This is a genomic window from Bacteroides sp. 1001302B_160321_D4, from assembly GCF_015667765.1.
GTDB lineage: Bacteria > Bacteroidota > Bacteroidia > Bacteroidales > Bacteroidaceae > Bacteroides > Bacteroides xylanisolvens.
The window spans coordinates 1-20,605 of record NZ_JADPLO010000085.1 but is presented as its reverse complement, the minus strand read 5'-3'; the positions used below and the strand labels follow the sequence as shown (position 1 = coordinate 20,605).

At 45.0% G+C, this 20,605-nt stretch carries 15 protein-coding genes and 2 pseudogenes; 6 read left to right on the top strand and 11 right to left on the bottom strand.

The genetic code is table 11. The annotated features are described in order from the left end of the window. Positions 1 to 111: 111 nt before the first annotated feature. Positions 112 to 1,056, bottom strand: coding sequence for a tyrosine-type recombinase/integrase (locus tag KFO40_RS23145; RefSeq protein ID WP_211146843.1), 945 nt, complete (start codon positions 1,054 to 1,056; stop codon positions 112 to 114). Between the two features lie 201 nt (positions 1,057 to 1,257). Here KFO40_RS23145 and KFO40_RS23140 point away from each other — a divergent pair, with 201 nt between their 5' ends. Next, on the top strand, positions 1,258 to 1,527 hold the full coding sequence (locus tag KFO40_RS23140) for a DUF4248 domain-containing protein (RefSeq protein ID WP_004300655.1): 270 nt from the start codon (positions 1,258 to 1,260) through the stop codon (positions 1,525 to 1,527). A 156-nt stretch (positions 1,528 to 1,683) separates the two neighbouring features. On the opposite strand, the gene KFO40_RS23135 is transcribed toward KFO40_RS23140, so the two are convergent. Beyond that, positions 1,684 to 1,947, bottom strand: coding sequence for a hypothetical protein (locus KFO40_RS23135; RefSeq protein WP_004314321.1), 264 nt, complete (start codon positions 1,945 to 1,947; stop codon positions 1,684 to 1,686). Positions 1,948 to 2,030: 83 nt separating this feature from the next. Here KFO40_RS23135 and KFO40_RS23130 point away from each other — a divergent pair, with 83 nt between their 5' ends. From KFO40_RS23130 to KFO40_RS23110, 5 genes and pseudogenes are all read left to right on the top strand, one after another. Continuing rightward, entirely contained in the window at positions 2,031 to 2,654 is a 624-nt protein-coding gene (locus KFO40_RS23130; protein WP_004314320.1) for a hypothetical protein, read from the top strand. A gap of 47 nt (positions 2,655 to 2,701) precedes the next feature. Next, positions 2,702 to 4,081, top strand: a pseudogene (dnaB, locus tag KFO40_RS23125) (replicative DNA helicase). A gap of 189 nt (positions 4,082 to 4,270) precedes the next feature. Further along, the gene (locus KFO40_RS23120) at positions 4,271 to 4,765 is read left to right on the top strand and encodes an HU family DNA-binding protein (RefSeq protein ID WP_004314318.1); all 495 of its coding nucleotides are present in this window, start codon (positions 4,271 to 4,273) and stop codon (positions 4,763 to 4,765) included. Between the two features lie 121 nt (positions 4,766 to 4,886). Beyond that, positions 4,887 to 5,180, top strand: coding sequence for a hypothetical protein (locus KFO40_RS23115; RefSeq protein WP_008648736.1), 294 nt, complete (start codon positions 4,887 to 4,889; stop codon positions 5,178 to 5,180). Positions 5,181 to 5,252: 72 nt separating this feature from the next. After that, the gene (locus tag KFO40_RS23110) at positions 5,253 to 5,702 is read left to right on the top strand and encodes an N-acetylmuramoyl-L-alanine amidase (protein ID WP_004314316.1); all 450 of its coding nucleotides are present in this window, start codon (positions 5,253 to 5,255) and stop codon (positions 5,700 to 5,702) included. A gap of 127 nt (positions 5,703 to 5,829) precedes the next feature. On the opposite strand, the gene KFO40_RS23105 is transcribed toward KFO40_RS23110, so the two are convergent. The 9 genes and pseudogenes from KFO40_RS23105 to KFO40_RS23065 form a co-directional block, all read right to left on the bottom strand. Further along, complete coding sequence (locus tag KFO40_RS23105; RefSeq protein ID WP_004314315.1) at positions 5,830 to 7,185, bottom strand: ATP-binding protein; 1,356 nt, start codon at positions 7,183 to 7,185, stop codon at positions 5,830 to 5,832. A 274-nt stretch (positions 7,186 to 7,459) separates the two neighbouring features. After that, positions 7,460 to 10,027 (bottom strand): zinc-dependent metalloprotease, encoded by a 2,568-nt coding sequence (locus KFO40_RS23100; RefSeq protein WP_008016862.1) that lies wholly within the window; start codon positions 10,025 to 10,027, stop codon positions 7,460 to 7,462. Between the two features lie 42 nt (positions 10,028 to 10,069). Then, positions 10,070 to 11,026, bottom strand: coding sequence for a fimbrillin family protein (locus KFO40_RS23095; RefSeq protein WP_004314313.1), 957 nt, complete (start codon positions 11,024 to 11,026; stop codon positions 10,070 to 10,072). Between the two features lie 55 nt (positions 11,027 to 11,081). Then, the gene (locus KFO40_RS23090) at positions 11,082 to 12,722 is read right to left on the bottom strand and encodes a PKD-like family lipoprotein (RefSeq protein WP_008016860.1); all 1,641 of its coding nucleotides are present in this window, start codon (positions 12,720 to 12,722) and stop codon (positions 11,082 to 11,084) included. A gap of 9 nt (positions 12,723 to 12,731) precedes the next feature. Further along, positions 12,732 to 13,457 carry a DUF4843 domain-containing protein gene (locus KFO40_RS23085; protein ID WP_004314272.1) on the bottom strand — a complete coding sequence of 242 codons (726 nt, stop codon included), beginning with the start codon at positions 13,455 to 13,457 and terminating at the stop codon, positions 12,732 to 12,734. A 12-nt stretch (positions 13,458 to 13,469) separates the two neighbouring features. Then, positions 13,470 to 15,029 (bottom strand): RagB/SusD family nutrient uptake outer membrane protein, encoded by a 1,560-nt coding sequence (locus KFO40_RS23080; protein ID WP_211146842.1) that lies wholly within the window; start codon positions 15,027 to 15,029, stop codon positions 13,470 to 13,472. 8 nt (positions 15,030 to 15,037) lie between these two features. Beyond that, positions 15,038 to 18,175, bottom strand: a complete 3,138-nt coding sequence (locus KFO40_RS23075; RefSeq protein WP_118161546.1) for a SusC/RagA family TonB-linked outer membrane protein — start codon at positions 18,173 to 18,175, stop codon at positions 15,038 to 15,040. 219 nt (positions 18,176 to 18,394) lie between these two features. After that, on the bottom strand, positions 18,395 to 19,567 hold the full coding sequence (locus tag KFO40_RS23070; RefSeq protein WP_004314277.1) for an iron-containing alcohol dehydrogenase: 1,173 nt from the start codon (positions 19,565 to 19,567) through the stop codon (positions 18,395 to 18,397). A gap of 133 nt (positions 19,568 to 19,700) precedes the next feature. Beyond that, positions 19,701 to 20,546: pseudogene (locus KFO40_RS23065) on the bottom strand (lysylphosphatidylglycerol synthase transmembrane domain-containing protein); the annotation flags it as partial. Positions 20,547 to 20,605: the final 59 nt, after the last annotated feature.

Here is a 20,605-nt window from a genome sequence, read left to right as displayed (position 1 = left end):
TTTGAGTAGTTTATTAGAAAAAATGTATGATTTCGTTTGGTTGTTTTAAGAAATATGCTCATATTTGCACCGATATTTCGACCCGTTACCTACGAAGTAACAGAATAAAAATCAAGCACTTACACCTACCACAGATCGTTTTATAAAATCCAGTACCTGCATATTTGCTTCATCAATTTTCTTATTTCGGAAAGGCTTCAAATAAGTTTCCGTCACGGTGATAGACGAATGTCCCATTGCTTCGGAGATAATACCCGGATGGATTTCGCAATAATACGCAGTCGTAGCCCAGGTATGGCGGGCGGTGTACGAGCTCAACCGGTCTTTGAGTCCCAATGCCTTTCCTAATAATTCCAACTGATAATTAAAATTGCGCAATGCCAGTTGATATTCCCTGTACGCCTTTGGCGAACCTTCATCACTGTGAAGAATCGGGAACAAATAAGGCGACTGTTCCTCCCGATTCATATACTTTTGCAAAAGAAACATCGCTTCCGTCGTCAACGTCACAGACAACGGACGCCCCGTTTTACGACGACGATAACTAATCACATTTCCCCGCAGATCACTCTTGCGCAAATAAGCCAGGTCGACAAAAGGCAATCCCCGAAGCAGGAACATAAGAATGAACAACTCCTGCGCACCCTTCATGGCAGGAGTGATGGCGTCCGACTGCAACAGACGGGCAAATACCTTCTTCATATCCTCCATATCCAGTGCCCGGCGGCGGTCTGCCCGCGTACCTGTATATACGGAGCGAAAAAGATGCGGCACGTATGATGCCTTCCGAAGATCGACAGCGCGATTGTAAACCGCACGCAACGTGCGAAGATACGTAGACACCGTATTCCAACTACACCCACGTGCACGAAGACTACCCTCAAAATGCTTCAGCCACTCCGGAGTGATTTCCCGAAACGACAAACGATCGGAACCCTGAAAAGTAAGAATCGCATTCAACGTACTTCTGTATACATGAGCAGTCCCTAAATTTCCACTCTGCTGCAAATCAACAGCCACTTGTTTCATAAACGAAGTAAAACTTTCCTTTTTCATTAAAAATAAATTAATAATTAATATTTACTTTTCCCACACTTTACTTTAGTAAAATACAAAAATATATCTTCAAAAATTTACATACATAAAATCTAAAAAATAAAAACTAAAACATTTACATTAATCATCAAAGTAAATTTCATACATTTGCGCAATTTTTCAAACAACATATTATTTTAACCATTTAAGTATAAAAAATTTATGAACAACAATGAACCAGCTGCCGAACGCTACAGCATTAATGGATTCAAGTATTTCTCCGAATTGGCGAAGGAGTATTTTCCCGATCTGGCAAACGCTTCTTCCGCCAGCAAAAAAATGCGCAAACGCATTAAAGCAAACAAGACATTGAACGAACAACTGGTTGCTGCGTATTACACCAGCCAAACAATCGATGTCAGTCCTGAAATGCAGCTAATCATCTACCGACACTGGGGACCTCCCCACATTGACTTGCCGACAAACGTTTAGCGCGTAACAGAAAACGAAAACACGGACAAGAAATAAAAGGAAAATCGAACTATATATTTTTAAATATATCATTTATCTTTTATTGTTTATTATGTATTCCACTTTGCGTTCATCACTTTTTTTCAAAACGAAGATAACTACCAATCATACAGCTATTTACAGAAAGAAAAAAGCGTTCCACAAAGCGTTCGGCAAAAATGACCGTTTTTTCACTACAAACAAGACCTTCGAATCCCCCCAAACGAAGGCTTTGTTTTTTCTCCAACAGAAGCTCCACCAGTCACAAACAGAAGCTCCACCAACCACCAACAGAAGCTCCGCCAACCACCAACAGAGCATTCGTTCCATCCCCACTCCTTCCCCGGCTTCATGAAAGAAGAAAAAAACAGCCATTTGCGCATCGCGGCACCCTTTATTCATCCACACCCGTCCGCACGGAACCACACCCCTTGCGCATCGCACAAGAACGGCGTACCTTTACAGAAATTTAAAACGATAACCCAATGAACAATTTCAATTTTGAAGCCATGATGGAACATGGTTTTCTCATTATCCCCAAAGCCCTGCTACAACAACAGATAGAAGACCCGAACATAGAAGCCGGAGAAATAGAAGCGCTCCTGAAAATCCTGATGAAAGTAAACTATTCGGACACGTTATACAGCGACCGGCAGCACAAAGACTACCTGTGCAAAAGAGGCGAAAGCATGTTCAGCTACCGCGACTGGAGCCGCATTTTCCGCTGGTCTGTCGGAAAAACCTTCCGATTCATACACGCCCTTGCCATCCTGGGGATCATCGAAATCGTCCCCCATCCCAACAACTCGTCCCTGCATATCCGTGTCGTCGAATACGACAAATGGGTAGGAGCCCCCGACAGCGGCAAGCAGAAAAAGAAAGCCGTCAACGAGAAGTTCCGCCTGTTTTGGAATGAGTTTCACAGCATCACGCAGCTTCCCAAAGAAAACATCGCCAAAGCGCAACGCGAATGGAAAAAATTAAGCGACAAGGAACAGCAACTCGCCATCGACAAGGTAGAAGATTATTATTTCCACCAAACAAACATCAACTACCTGCTCCACGCCGCCAGCTATTTATCCAACAAAGCTTTCCTAAACGAATACTGATAAAACGAATCCCAATTAAACGAAGACTGATTAAACAAACACTGATTATGAATACCGAAAACAGAGTTTCACCACAGGCTCCCGAAATAGAAGAAGCCATCATCGGCGCCTGCCTGATAGAGCAGAGGGCTATACCACTGATAGCCGACAAGCTGCGCCCCGAAATGTTCTACGTCCTGCGCCACCAACTGATCTACGCCGCCATACTGGCTATGTAGCACGCCGGAATGAAAATAGACATCCTCACCGTAAAAGAAGAGCTTTCCCACCGCGGAAAGCTCGAAGAGGCGGGCGGAGCGTTCGGCATCACCCAGTTGAGCAGCAAAGTGGCGACTTCCGCCCACCTCGAATATCACGCGCAGATCGTACACGAGAAATATCTACGACGCGAAATGACCTTGGGATTCAACAAACTACTCGCCTGCTCGCTAGACGAAACGATGGACATCGACGACTCGTTGATGGACGCGCACAACCTGCTCGACCGTCTGGAAGGCGAATTCGGCCACAACAACCACATGCGGGACATGGATGAACTGATGACCGCCACCATGACCGAAGCCGAAGGACGTATTGCCAACAACATAAACGGAGTGACCGGCATCCCTACCGGACTGGCAGACCTGGACCGCATGACGTCCGGACTCCAAAACGGCGAACTAGTGGTAATCGCCGCCCGTCCCGGCGTAGGAAAAACGGCATTCGCACTACATCTGGCACGAAACGCAGCCATGGCAGGACATGCCGTAGCCGTCTACAGCCTCGAAATGCAAGGAGAAAGACTGGCCGACCGATGGCTGACAGCAGCCAGCGAAGTCAGTGCCCGCCATTGGCGGTCGGGAACCGTCAGCCCGCAAGAGCTTGCAGAGGCACGCACGGCAGCCGCCGACCTCAAACGTCTGCCGATACACGTAGACGACAGCACCTCGGTCAACATGGAACACGTACGATCCAGCGCGCGACTGCTGCAAAGCCAACATGCGTGCGACGCGATCATTATAGACTACCTGCAACTCTGCGACATGACAACCGGCCAAAACAACCGCAACCGCGAACAGGAAGTGGCACAAGCCACCCGCAAAGCGAAGTTGCTGGCCAAAGAGCTAAACGTACCGGTGGTACTGCTTAGCCAGCTAAACCGCGAATCGGAAAACCGCCCCGCAGGCCGCCCCGAACTGGCACATCTCCGCGAAAGTGGCGCAATCGAGCAGGATGCGGACGTCGTGATATTACTCTACCGCCCCGCCCTCGCACGAATAACAACCGACCGCGAAAGCGGTTACCCTACCGAAGAACTAGGCATAGCAATCATAGCCAAACAACGCAACGGAGAGACGGGAAACGTATACTTCAGGCATAATTCGGCAATGACAAAAATCACCGAATACGTCCCACCGCTGGAATACATGCTGAAACATGCTAAATAGATACAGATTCACCCCGATTCCATACAATTTTATATTACAATATATAGCTGTATGGAATTTCTTTTTTTATTTCATTATTGATATAAAATAAATAGCAAAATACTTGACTTTCCCTTTCAAATTTCGTATATTTGTAATGTCAACAAGGACAGAAAATATTATTACTTAAACCTTAACTTTTTTAATTGTATGAATGTATTAGTGGAGCGCTATCAGCGCAGAAAGTATGTGAATCAGCCGGATTCACAGATGTTGTATTATGTACGCCAGAAATCGGGTACAGTGAGAGTGATGGACATCAACAAGCTGGCCGATGCCATCGAAGCGAACTCATCGCTTACAGCAGGAGATGTGAAGCATTCCATCGAGGCTTTTGTTGAGCAGTTGCGCCTGTCGCTTACCCAGGGCGACAAGGTGAAGATCGACGGATTGGGCACGTTCCATATCACGTTGAGCAGCGAAGGGGCGGAAAAGGAGAAGGATTGCACGGTGCGCAATATCCGCAGAGTAAATGTTCGTTTTGTGGCAGACAAGGCACTTCAGCTGGTGAATACGAGTCATGCCACTACCCGAGGCGAGAATAATGTCGATTTCATCCTGGCCGGAAAGGGTGACGGAGAAGACGCGGATGGTGGAAACAGCGGTAGCGGTGGAAGCGGAGAAGCTCCGGACCCGGCAGCTTAATCATTAAAAACAGTGCCGCATGGGTATTACAGAGTGATTTCTACAGTTACTCTCCATGCGGTTTCTGTTTTCTTCTACATTTATTTTTTAATTCTCAATTTTCAATCCTCAATTTATTAAAATGCTCGATAAAATCATAGAGATCATTATGACGATCCTGCCCTTTCTGGGCAGTAATCGCAAAAAGCGCAAAGTAATGGCGCAAGAAGTAAAAGAGTTCAGCGAACTGGTGAAAGACCAATATACTTTTCTGATGCAGCAATTGGAAAAAGTGTTGAAGGATTATTTCGACCTTAGCTCGAAAGTGAAAGAGATGCATACGGAGATATTCTCATTAAGAGATCAGCTGGCACAGGCTGCTGCCTTACAATGTATTAATAAGGAATGTGCACAACGTAGTGCAGCAGAGGCATGATAATGATTCAATTAATGCAAATTATGGAACCTGTGCAATTTACAGAACCTATTCAATCTATTTAATCCATTCATGAGAACTATAAACCTGATAGTAATCCATTGCTCCGCTACGCGCGAAGACAAGAGTTTCACAGAATATGACCTGGACGTCTGTCATCGCAGACGAGGATTCAACGGAACGGGTTATCATTTCTATATCCGCAAGAACGGGGATATAAAATCTACCCGTCCGATAGAACGAATTGGTGCGCACAGCCGCGGTTTCAACAAAGAAAGTATAGGTATCTGCTATGAGGGCGGACTCGATTGCAAAGGACAACCGAAAGATACCCGTACCGAATGGCAGAAACATTCGCTCCGGGTATTGATTCTCGCTTTATTGAAAGATTATCCGAATTGCCGGATCTGCGGACATCGGGATCTAAGTCCCGACCTGAACGGAAACGGCGAAATAGAACCGGAAGAATGGATCAAGGCCTGTCCCTGTTTTAATGCTGAAACGGATTGGGATAAAGTCTAAAAAAAAATAGCTTTATTATAATTTAGGCACGGATAACACGGATTTCACGGTTGCTTTGTACAAGCATAGCACTAACCGTGAAATCTATGTAATCCGTGCCTAATCTTTAACTTATGATTTTGCTAGACTACGCGTTATCAAAGGTTGTTTCAAACCGACGCAATATGCTGTCTAATTTTCCAACGAGGTAAAAAGGTAGATTTATCAATTTGAATTCTTTTCCGTCTGCCGTCTTTACCTCATCCACAGCATAAGGCTGCGACCATATTCTGACTGCAACAGTCTGATTAGAGTGATTCATAAAAGAATGTAAGGAACGCAAGTGGGCGTTATGCCCTGATTTGACTTCAATGGGATAAACCATAGAATCCTGCACCCACACATAATCGACTTCTGCATTAGAACCACTTTTATTACGCACCCAGAAACAACGTTTCTGACTGACTTTATCTGTCAGTGTCAACAGTTCTTGCGCTACAATCTGCTCCGCTATCATACCACGCCAAGCATCCATTATATCTTTTGCTCCCAAAACCTCTTTCTGTACTTGTGCCGCATAATTCACCAATCCTGTATCTAACCAGACCAGTTTGGGCATACGCTTTATTTCAGGAGTGGCCGGAACTTCCGTTGCCGTAGTCGGATAAACTAATTCCAGCAACATCGCCTTTTCCAATAAACGAAAAGCCTCTCCCACTTCCCGAGCATTATAAGACGAACCAGCAAATCCTCCTAAAGTTATAATTTGTCCAGCTTTATGCCATCCTTCTTTTAATATAAAGCGAATCACTTCCGGAAGTTGTTTTCCCAAAGCATATTTTTCCACATCATCCCGGTAGCCTTGCAAAAGAGTTTCATAAGTGGACTCCAAGGATAAAATATCCCTGCGCTCCGCATAGAGTTGCACAACTTCCGGCATACCTCCAATCAACGTATAGATATTAAACAATAACATCAAACGATCATGGAAAGCGAGAGTGATTTCAGGCTTATCTAAAACGGATAATAAAGGTTCTTCTCCAACAGCACCCAGAAACTCGCGAAATGAACAAGGACGCAATGCCATATATTGCACCCTTCCCACCGGAAATGAAACACGTACATCTATCAGGTTTTCTAATAATGAACCGGCAGCAATTACATAAATATCAGGTAATTCTTCATAGAAATAGCGTAATAACGCTACTGCCTTTGCTGAATTTTGAATTTCATCAATAAAAAGTAATATAGTTCCTTCATTCCTTATCTTTCCACAATGTGCAAAAAATAAAGGCATCAAATCTTTTAGAGATACATTCAACTCAAACAAGGATGCTGCCTCCCGTTTCTCCAAATTCAAATACAGGTAATTGTCAAACTGCTTTCCAAATTCGTTGACTACCGTTGTTTTACCGACTTGCCTTGCTCCACGCAATATCAAAGGCTTTCTATGCGTATCGTCTTTCCATCTTTCCAGATGAAATAAGATATCTCTTTTAAACATAAACCACAAATTTATTGATTTTCAGCAACAAAGTTATAAAGAATTTCCAAAGATGGGGCAAAATACCATTGATTTTGTTTCAAAGATGGGGCAAAAGTCTATCGTTCATGTTTCAAAAATGGGGCAAAGCCACCTAATACTGTCGTAAATATGGGGCAAAAAGAACGTATTTACAATCAGCTAATCTACAAATTAGACGACTTACCATGTACTAACTCCAATCGTACATCGTAAATCGTCTAATCGTAAATGAACTTAATCGTAAATTATTTTTCTACTTCACGTCGAATGCAGCATCAATCAACGCTTTCAAGTTCAGATAATGACTTCTGTATATTCCACTGGAAGCATTTGCCGCATTGGTCAGGTCTCTTCTAAGATCAGTCAACTGTCCGCGTGCAATAGTCGGTGCTTCAGAAGGGAAATCGAAAGCTACGAGCGAATAACCACCCAGACTTCCGAGCGAACCGGAACTGTTCTTCGGTTTATCAAGCATTCCAATCAACGCATTGACATAAGTCTTTTGCAAACTACGTTGGGAAGCATCCGGTTTCTTTCCTCCTTGCATATCGCTCCAGATACTCTTCTTCAAATCACGGAACAAATCGTTGGCTGTGTATGCCTTCGCTCCGTTGACCAGTTCGTTGTCCGTCATCTTATCAAGTGTGCGGCTGCTAAGCAGTTGTTTCAATGTACTGCTCTGTACACGGTAGATCGAATTGAAAGTATTGATACCAGTTCTTTCGGACAGTTTATCATCCATCAGCCAGGTCGGTGTGGTAAACAGTTCCTTGTTCAGGAAGTCGACCGCTTTCTTCTGAATATCCTTCGGAACATATTCCACCGCTTTCATGTCTGTCTGTTCCACAGAAATCGGATTGTGGTAGATACCGGCCACATTGGTAGCCACATGGCCCATGTACAAGTCGAATTGTCCCACCACATTCTGATACAAACGGACAGCTTTCATATAACCCTCATTTGGTTCATAAGTCCAGTTCATGATTTCAGGCATCACACGTTTCAGGTTTTTGATTCCATACGAGCTTGCCAGCATGGCATCATCTCCCAAATCTTCACTCTGGTTGCGGGGATCGTTTCTGTCGAGTTCCGTTCCGAACGTATAGCGTTTGTCCTCCCGCAGCTTCTCAATGATCCACTTATTCAAATGAGGTATTTCGGCTTCCGCCGTTTCATATTCAGGCATCCAACGATAGCCCCATTCAATCGCCCATTTATCATACATACCGATACGGGGGAATATTCCCGAACGTGAAACGTTGTCTTCCGGCTGTGCCACATAGTTGAAGCGTGCATAGTCCATGATAGACGGTGTATGACCGTTGGCTTCCACCCATATTTTGTCTCTAAGTTTCTCTACCGGGACGGTATTGGAAGAACCGAAGTTATGACGCAGTCCTAATGTATGTCCCACCTCGTGGGAAGATACAAAACGTACCAGTTCGCCCATCAGTTCATCGTCGAACATCGGTTTGCGTGCTCCCGGATCAATGGCTCCTGCCTGCACGATGTACCAGTTGTAAAGCAGGCTCATCACATTGTGATACCAGTTGATATGCGTTTCAAGAATTTCACCGCTGCGAGGGTCGTGCACGTGAGGTCCGCTTGCGTTCGGAATATCGGAAGGCTTGTACACGATAGCCGAATGGCGGGCGTCTTCCAAGCTCCAGGTAGGATCGTCCGTCGGTGCTTCTTTGCCGAAGATTGCATTTTTGAATCCTGCTTTCTCAAAAGCGGCTTGCCAGTCGTTCACTCCCTGAATAAGGTACGGAACCCATTTCTTCGGAGTGACAGGGTCGATATAAATGATAATCGGTTTCTTTGGTTCCACCAATTCGCCACGCAGGTATTTCTCGCGGTCTTCGTCTTTGGGTTCGAGACGCCAGCGGGTGATATTCGCTTTATACTTCACTCCTTGCGGATTCTCGTCAAAATCCTTATAGCTCACAGCAAAGTAACCTACCCGGTCGTCGTGCAATCTCGGTTTCATCGGTTCCTTGGGAAGTAATAGCATAGAGCTGTTCAGTTCGTAAGTCAACGGAGTGGTAGAGGTGGCAAAGAAAGCTGCCAGCAGTTTCTCAAGTCCACTGCCTCCTCCTTTCTTCCGCTGGAAGGTACGCACGGTACGTATTTCGATGTTTTGCGGAAAGGCTTTCAGTGTGTCGATATAACTGGCGTCGTCTACCATGCTGCTCGCTCCGATGTTGTCTTTCACCCGGCTGGTGAATGAAAACATTTCGTTGTCCTTACGGATATAGTCGGTCATGTCGATCACATAGTTGGTAGTTTCTCCTTCTTTACGGACAGTTTTCAGCGGGAAGGTGGCCACAATGGGTTGAACATTGGAGTTCAATACGGCCTGATACATACCCAGTGTATCAGCAGAATGTTCGAGATAAGAGATTTCACGCACGAACAGTTTGTCGCCGCGTCCTTTCTCGAAACGGATCACTTCGTCGCTGATGTAATCTCCCGGATAGCCTACTTTACGTTTCTGCGCGTCTACCGGTGCTTTCACAACTCTGTTCACAATCAAAATATCACGTCCGAAAAGAGAGTCGGCTATTTCGAAGAAATATTTACCATCTACGTAATGCACTTTAAAAAAGCCGTCCATTGTTTTGGCTTTGCCGGTGATTACTTTTGCGTAAGGTTGCAGAGCATCTTTCTTACTCTTGGCAATGGAGTCAGCCTTGGCTTTATCCACCGCTTCCGTCTTGCTCTTCTTTTTCTTCTTTTTCTTGAAGATGTCCGTCGATTGTGCTCCGGCCAATGGAACGATCATTGCCAGAATCATCAGAATTGAAACTAATTTCTTCATGCTTTCTTTTTTAATATTTATATACAGATACAAAGATAATAATTATTCGATACCGGCAATGCCATACATATTTAAGTTGTTGATACTAGACATCTTTTCATTCGGTTTGCCTGAAATAGTATATTCCTGTCCATCAATTGTCAAAGTAAAATTATAGGTATAAGTTAGCCCTGTTTCAAAAGGTACGGCAATCATCATATAACAGGTCTCCAAACTGGCACCAAAATACCCGGCAGTTATCTCGAAGCCGCCATTAGGAAGATTATAAGTAATACTGTTTATCGGAGTACCGGAAATTTTACCTGTCGACAAATCTACAGTTGCTCCATCTTCGTAGGCAATCGGATGGTCACAGCTCACCACCACTTTAGTAAATTTCTTACCGACAAAAGAATCCGGGCATCCCGCACCCGGTAAAGTGATTTGAGAAAACAATGGTTTGAATTCTCCCAAAGAAACAGTTGCAGCAGAATAGCTAGATGTAGTAGCCGAAGCATAAGCAAAGCTATAATTACGATGCGGCATAAACTCTGATTCATAATACTCCTGCACAGCTAAGTTGGGCAAAGCGACAGCCTTATAATCTTGTGAAGCTGCGTTATAGGGCGTATAGGCATAAATAGTGTGATCGCCACCCTTAAATCCTGCAGCAAGTTCGGAAGAAGGATTCAGCGTAATATCTTCAGTCACACGACTATCACGATCATATACTATATACGTTTTACCATCCAATTCTGTAGTAGTAGCCACCGCTACTTCCGACGGAGCATACGGCAAGTTATCCTGCGGTTTGCCATCGGACAACACATATATTCCTATCTTGTCCGCTTCAATCCATCCCTGGCTTCCATGGGAATACACATTATAAGCACCGGAAACAGCAATTTTCCCCACTACGGGAATATCTGCATCTTCTTCTTCACCATCGTCACTGCTGCAACTTACTGAAGACAATACTAAAGCTACACAAGCAGCAAAATAAAACAGTCTATTTTTCATACTTTTCTCGTTTAAATGATTAATTATTTACTGATAGGTTATTTTCTTTTTCCAATTAATATTCTCCTTCATAGTTCGTGCACCATACCATGCCTTTCACATCGCCAAACCCGCTAAAAGTCTTCAATTCCAAATCGGGAGCAAAACCTTCGAAGAGACGTACCATCTGGCTCGTGTTTACATCGATGATGGCGATATCCCCATTTTCCTGCGAAAGTGCCAGCCGGAAATTCGGATCAGTGCTATTTCCCCCATAGCCATAAAACTCACAAACAACAGGACTTCCACTGATGCCGGTGATACGGCTGCCTGCTGTGTAAGCCAGCATATGACTGCGCATCTGCATACTGTATATATAGAGATTCTTATCTCCATCGGTAAAGTAGAAATAAGGGTTCTTTTCAAAATTGGAGGACATCTTAATGACACTTTGCGGAGTCAATAAGGAGCTGCCGCTGAATCCGTATTGATCCGTACCGGTTATCAGGTGAGAGTTATTATCCATGTCTTTTACGGCAAACTCGTGCAAATCATAATTTCCGGTTCCCTGCACGTCAATCAGCGACACGTAGTTTGACCAAAATGTCAGCCCGCCGTTGGAGGCTACATCTTTCTTTTCGTAAGCCCCTATTGCCAGGCAGCGGGTTCCCGCTCCCATATTGTTCACCCGCAACACACCGGAGGGAACTTCCAAATCCTGATCGTATGTTTTGAAGTAGACGATGGCAGGAGTATAAACTGCTCCCCACTGCGGATAATGTGTAATGCCGATAAAACGGGCATTTTGCTCATCATACAAGATACAACGTTCTTCGTCGGCACACCAATAAGTGACGTTGTGGAACGGTGCGAAACAGGTGATACGGCTACCTCCCTCAAACTCATACGGCATGGCGCCGTACTTCCCGTAATAAGGAATCGCTTTATTGTCAGTGCCTACGGCACGGATATACACTTCCCCCTGTTCGGAGCAAATCACGTAATATTCTTCCTTGAATGCGAAGTCCATTATCTTCAAGCCTTCCGGCTCTTTACGGTTTTCAAATTCGTGGGCAAGCCACATGTCTTTTTGCAACGAATTGCCATCTAGCGTGACACTTCCACTACCCTGATTTATCAGGATTTTCGGCAAACCTGACACGTAGGAACCGGAGATAGAGCCTAATACATAATAGTAATAGATCCCGAGCGGGTCTGTACCCAGACCATCTTCGATGATGTTTTCTACATCGTGCGTAGCCCGGAGGCCGGGATTGATGAAAGATAAAGAAGATTTTCCGTCTCCTTTGTTGGAGAGAATCATCCAGCCCCAGTCGAAACTGTTCTTTCCCGTCAAGGTATATTTATTGCTGATGTATGTTTCATTCGTTTCCTTATTGATGACTTTCAGTATCAGTTCGTACGTTCCGCCTTTTTCGAACTGATACTTCAGATGATAACCTGTGTAGATCAGTTCACGGTTCAGATACCATTGAACGGTGAAAAGTTCATCAACATTCCCGATGTCCGTTGAGAAGTTGATGGGCGCATCCATCTCGAAAAGGTCGCCTACCATAAACGTGTAGTCCGATGAAGCGGAGTTCACAAAAGAAACTTTGGTAGAGTTTGTATAGTCATAGTTTCCCAAATCGTCATAACAGCCGGTTATCACGAGAAGCTGCAGGATTGAAATGAATAGTATTGTTTTTCGCTTCATAATTTATTATCAGTTATCGAGAATGGTTTCATACAGCGGTGTCACTCCGTCTGTATCATAATATTGGTAATTGCCTTGCTGCCACTGGTCTTTCCACCAGGCCTTGAAGTCGGCTATCAGGTTGACAAACTCAATACCGGTGTATTTATCCAATGATTCGAGTATCTCACCATCCATGAAAATGATAAAAACACGGTATTTCATATCCGAATAAGTACCCAGATTGGCTGCCGAACTCTGGTTCCACCAAACAGGTTGGGAAATCCGGTCGGTCACTTGAATCGTGACGTGTTTGTATTCTGCCGGACCCACCAGACAGTTTTCCACTGCATCCAGTGAAAGGGTAAGGGTGTAGTCTGTGTTGAGCAGGTCTTCATTGCGATAGACGGTGACTTCGTAGGTGTCTTCCGCCAGTCCGCTATGGAAGATGCCGGAGGTCAAAGGGGCATAGTCGATGCCGGAACGGGCGGTGCTTTTCTCTCCCACTGCGGAAATATCACAGGTGGCATTTTCTTCGAGCAGGTAGCCAAGAAGTGTCATTTTCACTTTCACGGTTCCTTCTCGAAGCAAGGGTGCATCTGTAGCAAAGTTGAATGTTATTTTCTGTGGAGACTTATCGCTCATGTAAGTAAAATAGACGTAATTGTCTCCATTATAAACGTCCAGCTGCTCTTCACTGCAAGAGGTGAGAACGAACAGCAGGCAGAAGATGGTATATGTCAATATTCGTTTCATCTTATCCGGGCATTAGTTGGTTGTTTCACTGGTAGGCAATGGAAGTACATAAGAACCTGTCATGTTGATTTCTCCTTCCTCGTCGGAATCGGACACGGTGGAGAGGTTCATCCGTTTGTAGGTGTAGAAGGTTCCACCTTCGCCTATCATTTCTTTCCGTATATCGAGCAGTATTTCGGCATCCAGTTGTTCACGGGTGCTGACTGTCAGACTAAGGGTACGTTCAGCTCCACGGGCTTTTCGAACTGTTTCGAGGTAGTTGATTCCTTCGGTTATCTTGCCATTATAGCTACTGATCTCCGCCAGGATATGACAGATTTCACTGAACCGGATCACTGGTATCATCGGATTCTCCATTGCTTCTACTACTGATTCTACGGAAGGGTTATACTTCAGTGTGTAATACTTCGACTGGGTTTCATTGGTAGTCCCGATCAGGTAGGTGAGCCGATAGTCGGTATATACGCCCGTATTGTCCGAAGCAAACAGGGAAGGGATATTTGCCAACGGCAAACGGGTGGTTGACGAAGAAGAGGAAGAGCCCCATACGGCCTGTTCATAATCCGTAGCCAGCTGTTTCTTGTACAAGCCGAACAATATGTCGTGGGAGACTTTTGTATATCGGGAATTGAGATTGCAGGTAATGTTCTCTCCTTCTGTAAAGCCTATCCACCGTTTCTGCTGGTAATAGGTGTTGTAAAGTTCTTTGGCGGCTGTCTCGGCATTCTTGTAGTAGGCAGGACCGGCATAGATGCAGACACGGGCTTTCAACCCCAGCAATGCCAGATAGTTGAAGCGGATGCCACGATACCAGAAGAATGCTCCCATATCGTCTATATAGGAACCGGAGTTGAAGCGGTAGCGGGCATTCCATTCGGGAGTAGGTTCGTACATTTGTGAAGCGTACATCGCTTCGGGATGGTATTCGGTGTCAAACTTACGCAGAATGTCTTCCGCTTCGAGCAGGTCTTTCAGGACTTTCTCGATAAAATCGGTAACGGTACATTTTTCTACCACTGCGGCTTCGTATTTATCGCGGTAAGGAAGATAGGCGCCCGAAGGATTGGTTGCCGTTGCAGGAGCAAACAAGCGAAGTAGGTCAAAATGCATCATGGCTCTTAATGACAAGGCTTCGGCGTAAATGAGGTTTTTCTCTTCTTCTCCGTATTCGAACAAAGAGATGTCCGTGGGCCGGATGTTCTCGATGAGCTTGTTCAGGTTGGCTATCACTTTATAGCCTTTTTCCCAGATAGCTGTCACGACGGGTTCGGTGTCGACCGTGTTATAGATAAGTTCGGAAGCGTCGGCATACATCGGAGAGATGGTTCCCGCCTTTTGATTGTATTGCTGGGAGATGGCACTAAGGAATCCCCAGCTTAGTTGCTTACCGTAAAGTTCGTCGGACGCCAGATTGGTGTAGATACCATTCAGGGCATTCCGGTAGCCGAAACCGGTGGAAAACAGATCGTCGTCGGCTATCGCATTTTCTGGTGTTACGTCCAGCCAGGCATTGCAGGAAACGGCTAACATTCCTGTCAGGGCTATTAGTATATGGCTGATTAGTTTCTTCATTTGTATGGTTAGAATATGATGTTAGTAGTCAGATTGAATGAACGCGAATAAGGATAATCCAGTCCCCGTTCCTGACGGATGGTAGACCAATAGAACAGGTCGTTCATCGTGAACGAAAGACGCAGGCCGGACAGATGGAGTTTCTTTAATTGTTCGGGACGGAAATTGTAGCTCATTGTCAATGAACTCCATTGCAGGGTATTGTTTTTCTGTACAAAACGCGAAGATGCGCCGGTGGTGACATTACGGTCACGAATATCTTTCATGGTGGTTATGTCTCCCGGTTTCTGCCAACGGTCGAGCAATACCCGCTTATCTACATTGTCATTTTTAATGTCGGCATTCTCTACATAGGAGACGAGGGTATTGTTGTAAGCATCTCCACCAAAAGTATAGAGGAAAGAAGCAAACATGGATAACTGTTTATAGGACAGGGTATAACCGAATGAGCCTTGTCCCTTGGGAGCTGTATCGCCAATAATGGTCCATTCGTCGGCAGACCATACATCGGTAACGTCACCATTCCGGCGAAGGTAGATTTCTTTGCCGTTTGTGGGGCTGATTCCCAATGACTTCATCCCGTAAATAGAGGTCAGAGAGGCTCCTTCGTAATATTTCAGGTATGTTTTAGCATATTTTGAATCGGAGCTGCTTTCGGGGTTATATCCGCTGAACAGTTCTTCCACTCTTTTATTATAGTCGCGCATTGCCTGGGAGATTTCAATAATCGTGTTTTTGTTTCTTGCAAAGCTGCCGTAGAGCTGGAAGAGCCAGTTTCTGTCACTGTAAAGTCGTGCCCGCAGTTCCAGTTCGACGCCGGTGTTTTTCACCTTTCCCATGTTTTCTTTGTAGGAGGTGAATCCGGTAGAGGAAGGGATGGTATAATCGGTTATCAGGTCGATGGTACGCTCGTCGTAGGCAGAGGCTTTCAGATAGATTTTATCGTGCCACAGTCCGATTTCAACTCCATAGTCGAGGGTGTATTTACGTTCCCATTTCAGGTTCGGATTTCCCATCTGATAGAGGAATACACCGTAGCCTGTGGGATACCAGCTGTCTGTTTGCAGCTGATACATATCTTTGGCCGAATAGAGGGAGAAGTTGGTCTTTCCGGTCAGTCCGTAGGAGACACGGAACTTCAACATGGAAAAGAGTTCATTCGACTTCATAAAATCATAATTATGAATGTTGATTCCTGCTCCTGTTGACCAGAACATGGACCATCTTTTATCGGAACCGAATTCGGAAGAACCGTCGATACGTCCTGTAAGGTCGGCGAGATAGATATTGTTGTAGGTGTAGTTGGAAGTGAGCAAGGCTCCTACCAAGCGGGTGGTATTATCGGAGCTGCTGGGCTTTCCGTATACTTCTGCCGCATAGTTTGAAGAGACAAGGTCGCCACCCGGAAATCCCCGGTAACGTGTTTCGGAAGCAGTGCTCTGCGTTTGTCTCATGTTGGAGGACAAGCAGATATTGAGATTGTGTCCCTTGAAGGTATTGTTGTACATGAGTGACAGGCTTCCGTCTATCACTGTTCTCTTTTGTGTGGATTCTGTTTTTTCACCATTGATGTTGCCTGTACTGGCTGAATAACTGGCCGATGCGGGATCTTTGTACAGATCACCGGTAGAATTTCTCATCAGGACGGAAAACTGACCGCGCAGACGCAGACCGTCGGTGATACGCCAATTCAGACTAAGATCATCGGTTACTTCATCATAACCGGAATGGTCGAAGCTGTTGTAGAAGTTGATTTCGTACAGTGGATTTACTTGTGTGCCGCTAGCCCCGTCGAACTTTTCGAGACGGCGCACATAATCGCCATTTTCATCATACAGACGCATATAAGGAAGTAAATGGGAGTAATCGCTGAATGAATTGAAGGGGACATCTGTACTTTTGTTATAAGTGTAGGTCACTTTGTTCTTTATTTGTAGTCCGCCAATGCGGTAGTCTACATAAAAAGCGGCATTGGCATTCTTACGGGAAGAGTGTTTCATCACTCCTTCCGTTCCTCTGAATCCCAGTTCCACTCCCCAGCGCACGTCGTTTTCTCCACCGTCTATGAAAACGGAGTGCTTATGGTTCAGAGCCGTGCGTAGTCCTTGAGAAAGCCAATAGGTATCGACACCTGTCAGTACATTATTGAGTCGTTGGTAGTAACCGTTGGTATAGGGGTCTATTTCCGGGGTGTTGCTGTCATATAGTCCTGCCAGGCGTTCGGTTTCCAGCTTCTCACGGGCGTTCACCAGATTGTAGGAGGATAAATCCGGCAGTTCGGCAGAAAGTACTCCGGAATACTGTACACGGAACTTTCCGGCTTCAGGCGCACGCCGTTCAATGACAATTACTCCGTTGGCCGCACGTGAACCGTACATGGCAGTGGCGGCAGCATCTTTCAGGATATTGATGCTGTGGATGCTATTCATATCGAGGTCGTATATCTTTTCTACATCGACTTCAAAGCCGTCCAGTATGAAGATAGGCAGGTTGGAATTACCGCTTAGCACTTCCCGCGAAATGGAGGAGGTGGAGGTCTGCCCAAGTGTCGTTTCTCCGATACCGGTCTGACCACGCAAGACGAATTGAGGCAGGCTGTTGGGATCGGAACCAGCAGCCAGATTCTCCTGTATTCTGAAAGAGGGATCGAAAGTCTGAATGGCCGAAATCAGGTTGTTCGGGTTGACTTTTAACAGGTCTTCTTTCTCTATCTTTGTGGTATTTCCAGTGAAACTTTCTTTCTGTATGGAGTTATAGCCGGTTACAATCACTTCCTGAATACTTTCGGTAGCTTCTACCATCTGCACATCGACTTTCTGCCGGGAAGTGACTTTGATTTTACGGGTTTCAAAACCGATGTAGGAATAGATAACCAGACCGCCTTTTTCGGGCAGGGTCAATACATAGCAACCGTTTATATCGGTAATTACACCAGTAGAATGACCATCCAAACGAATCGTCACTCCTACCATCGGTTCTTTAGAGAGTTTCTCAATCACCCGGCCATAAACATAATTTCCGTGTGGAGGAAGAAGATATGTCTCTTTTGAATTATTTTTGTTTTGGGCTATTGCATTAGTAGATAGTGATAAAATGTATACAAACAATAAGATTCTATCCAAAGCCCCGGAATTTAGCTTTTGCATAACGGATATATATAGTTATTACACCCGCAAAAGTATTCTTATATGATAGACGGAGCAATCACGAATTTTAGGTATTTTACACAACTATTATACCAAAATATAATTAAAGCAAAATTTTTTTGCTTCTGTTTAGGTATTAATCAATAGCAAAAAGAATAACTGCATCATTTATCCTCTATCAAAAGGCAAATGATGCAGCTGTCGGTTATATCTGTTTTTTTATAATGCCAGACGGTATATCTCTTTGCTGTCCTGTTTCGCTAATTTGACATAGTTGCCTACCAATTCACCTTTATTCCGGTGCAGACTATCTGCAAGGCGGTCGATGTCGGGATTCTCAATGCCAAGTTCTTTGAAGGTCACAGGCAGGCCGATGGAAGTAAAGAAGGATTTCAGACGGGAAATTCCTTCAAGGGCTACCGCCTTTTTATCGTCTGATTCTGCCACTCCCCACACTCGGATGGCGTATTGGGCTATCTTATCCACATTGTGTTCTGTCATCCATGTCATCCAGGCAGGGAAGATTACGGAGAGTCCGGCACCATGAGTCACGTTATAGATGGCGCTGATTTCATGTTCGAGGAAGTGGGAAGCCCAGTCCTCTTCACAACCTACACCACAGGTTCCATTGTGGGCGATCGTTCCGCACCACATCAGATTGGCACGGGCTCCGTAGTTTTCGGGGTCTTTCATGACGGTAGTTGCCTCTTTGATGATGGCAAGCAGGGTACCTTCGCACAGGCGATCGCCTATTTCTACATCTTTCGTGTTGGTGAAATAGCGTTCCATGATGTGTGCCATCATATCGGCAATGCCGCAGGCGGTTTGGAAAGGAGGAAGTGTGTAGGTCAGCTCGGGGTTCATCACGGCAAAAACAGGACGTAGTACACCGGGAGCACGGAGGCTTAATTTCTGTAAGCCATCGACTTTCGTGATGACGGTGTTACCGGAACCTTCGCTTCCGGCAGCAGGAATCGTTAACACAACGGCTACTTTCAATGCTTTCGTCACAATGGCTTTTCCGATGTAGAAATCCCAGAAATCTCCGTTGTAAGGAACTCCGGCTGCAATGGCTTTCGCCGTATCAATCACAGAGCCACCACCAACGGCGAGCATCATGTCTACGTTTTCTTTCCGGCAGAGATCGATTCCTTCATACACTTTCGTGTCTATCGGGTTAGGCTGTACACCACCCAGCATGCAATAGGGAATACCTACTTCCTGCAATGATTTCTCAACACGGGCCAACAAGCCGCTACGTATCACGGAACCGCCACCATAAACAATCATTATTTTGCGTGCACCGTATTTCTGTACTAACACTCCGGTCTGCGCTTCCGTATCCCGACCGAACACGAATTCAGTAGGGCTGTAAAAGATAAAATTATTCATTGTCGTTTTCTTTATAGGTCTTTTCGTCAGTCTTTTCTATAGATCCAAATAGAACTCCTTTGACAAGTTTTTCTATAAGTTCTTTTATAGAGCCCTTCATAAGAGTCTTTATAGATCAGACAAAGTTATAAATTTAAGCAGAATATCTTTCTTTTGATTGTTTAAAATTTCCTACTTTCATTAGTACAAGTCCGATTACAATCCAGACCATTTCGCGTATACGGGTAATCAAAGCGGCATAGACTCCGTAAGCTCCGGAAAGGGAAAGGCCGCCTACGGCGAGGGCAAAGCCACCTTCACGACCTCCCAATTGCATAGGCAGGAAAAACAGCAGATTAGCAAGTAAAGAAGAGAAAGCCGCAATCAGGCAGCAGTCGGCAAAGCTGACATGGGTGGTCAGCACGTTCAGTATCAGCCATATTTCAAGACAACTGACTACACGGGCGGTATATTCCAGTAAGAGGGCGCTATAAAAGGTTTGTTTCTTTTGTTGGTGGAGAAGGGCAATTTGTTTGTCTATATTCTCCAACTTCTCTTTATGCGCGTTTGCAAAATGAAATACTTTCTTTTTCAGAAAAGGAATACGACCACCCATACGGACAAAAGCCACAGCCATCCCCTGCCGATAGCCTTTCATAAAAAGAATAACAATCAGCAAGCAAAAGACAGTAATAGCTCCTAAGATTATCCCCATCATCCACCCCACCGGATAGAGACAAACGTAAAGCAACACTGAACTTAACCAAAAGCAAAAGTGGGAAAAGATATGCATCATCACATAAAGAATCACGGAAGAGGTGGCGCGTTCTATTCCTATATAGGGTTTCAGCTCCATAATGCGATATGGTTCGCCTCCCATCAGCCCAACAGGAGTCACGTAATTAAGCGCAAAACCTGTTACTGTGAATTTGTAGAGCCGGACAAATGAAAACCCCGTCTTACCACCACTACGGATGATGATGTACGTAACCATACTATTTTCCGCCACGCCAATTTTATCGGCTGTCTTTCAGCCGATAAAATAAAAATGCCCGTAAG

What these genes read in the sequence shown, in the direction of transcription:
- KFO40_RS23145 (WP_211146843.1), bottom strand. Translation starts at nt 1,056, where the DNA reads ATGAAAAAGGAAAGTTTTACTTCGTTTATGAAACAAGTGGCTGTTGAT.
- KFO40_RS23140 (WP_004300655.1), top strand. Translation starts at nt 1,258, where the DNA reads ATGAACAACAATGAACCAGCTGCCGAACGCTACAGCATTAATGGATTC.
- KFO40_RS23135 (WP_004314321.1), bottom strand. Translation starts at nt 1,947, where the DNA reads ATGAATAAAGGGTGCCGCGATGCGCAAATGGCTGTTTTTTTCTTCTTT.
- KFO40_RS23130 (WP_004314320.1), top strand. Translation starts at nt 2,031, where the DNA reads ATGAACAATTTCAATTTTGAAGCCATGATGGAACATGGTTTTCTCATT.
- KFO40_RS23120 (WP_004314318.1), top strand. Translation starts at nt 4,271, where the DNA reads ATGAATGTATTAGTGGAGCGCTATCAGCGCAGAAAGTATGTGAATCAG.
- KFO40_RS23115 (WP_008648736.1), top strand. Translation starts at nt 4,887, where the DNA reads ATGCTCGATAAAATCATAGAGATCATTATGACGATCCTGCCCTTTCTG.
- KFO40_RS23110 (WP_004314316.1), top strand. Translation starts at nt 5,253, where the DNA reads ATGAGAACTATAAACCTGATAGTAATCCATTGCTCCGCTACGCGCGAA.
- KFO40_RS23105 (WP_004314315.1), bottom strand. Translation starts at nt 7,185, where the DNA reads ATGTTTAAAAGAGATATCTTATTTCATCTGGAAAGATGGAAAGACGAT.
- KFO40_RS23100 (WP_008016862.1), bottom strand. Translation starts at nt 10,027, where the DNA reads ATGAAGAAATTAGTTTCAATTCTGATGATTCTGGCAATGATCGTTCCA.
- KFO40_RS23095 (WP_004314313.1), bottom strand. Translation starts at nt 11,026, where the DNA reads ATGAAAAATAGACTGTTTTATTTTGCTGCTTGTGTAGCTTTAGTATTG.
- KFO40_RS23090 (WP_008016860.1), bottom strand. Translation starts at nt 12,722, where the DNA reads ATGAAGCGAAAAACAATACTATTCATTTCAATCCTGCAGCTTCTCGTG.
- KFO40_RS23085 (WP_004314272.1), bottom strand. Translation starts at nt 13,457, where the DNA reads ATGAAACGAATATTGACATATACCATCTTCTGCCTGCTGTTCGTTCTC.
- KFO40_RS23080 (WP_211146842.1), bottom strand. Translation starts at nt 15,029, where the DNA reads ATGAAGAAACTAATCAGCCATATACTAATAGCCCTGACAGGAATGTTA.
- KFO40_RS23075 (WP_118161546.1), bottom strand. Translation starts at nt 18,175, where the DNA reads ATGCAAAAGCTAAATTCCGGGGCTTTGGATAGAATCTTATTGTTTGTA.
- KFO40_RS23070 (WP_004314277.1), bottom strand. Translation starts at nt 19,567, where the DNA reads ATGAATAATTTTATCTTTTACAGCCCTACTGAATTCGTGTTCGGTCGG.